The 630-nt window shown below is 67.0% G+C and carries 1 protein-coding gene; it reads right to left on the reverse strand.

All coding sequences use genetic code 11. The features are described 5' to 3' along the window. Positions 1-6: 6 nt before the first annotated feature. Positions 7-630: pectate lyase (locus ABD999_RS43795; RefSeq protein ID WP_271280562.1), on the reverse strand; the 624-nt coding region annotated here is incomplete at its 5' end.

A 630-nucleotide genomic window follows, 5' to 3' on the forward strand; every position in this document is an offset into this window, starting at 1 on the left:
TGCGGGCTACCGGTAGGTGATGTCGGACGAGGAGTACAGGCAGTTGACGCCGTCGGCGCCTTCGCCGATCTTGGTGGGCTCGCTGCCCTTGGGCACGCCGCGGTACTTCTCGCAGATCGTGGCGCTGCCGTACACGGTGATCCGGCTGAACCTGGCCGTGTCACCCCAGTTGGTGTTGATCCCGGCCAGCACCTTGGTGGAACGGGCGGTGATGCCGTCCATGACCACGTGCCGCTGGTAGGAGGTGGAGCAGTTGCCGCAGGCCCGGTAGAGCTTGCCGGCGCTGTGCACCTGGAAGTTGCGGATGGTCAGGGTGCCTGCGCCGTTGTGCTGGAAGACCTTGTCGGAGGCGGACTTGGCGCCGCCGCCGTCCACCAGGTAGGCAGCCGAGCTGCTGGAGCTGCGGAAGGTGGCGGCGTCCTCGCCGACGTCGTTCCACCACACGTTCCTGATCGTGCAGGAGCCTTCACAGTGGATGCCGTCACCGGCCGGCGCGTCGATGATGACGTTCTGGATGGTGCCGCCGTTGGCCACCACGAACATGGGGTCCTGGCTCTCGCTCTGGCCGCCGTCGCCGATGCCGTAGTAGCGCTTCATGCCGCCGTCGAAGAACGTGCCGGCGTTGCGGGT

This window comes from Nonomuraea ferruginea (genome assembly GCF_039540635.1).
GTDB classification, from domain to species: domain Bacteria; phylum Actinomycetota; class Actinomycetes; order Streptosporangiales; family Streptosporangiaceae; genus Nonomuraea; species Nonomuraea ferruginea.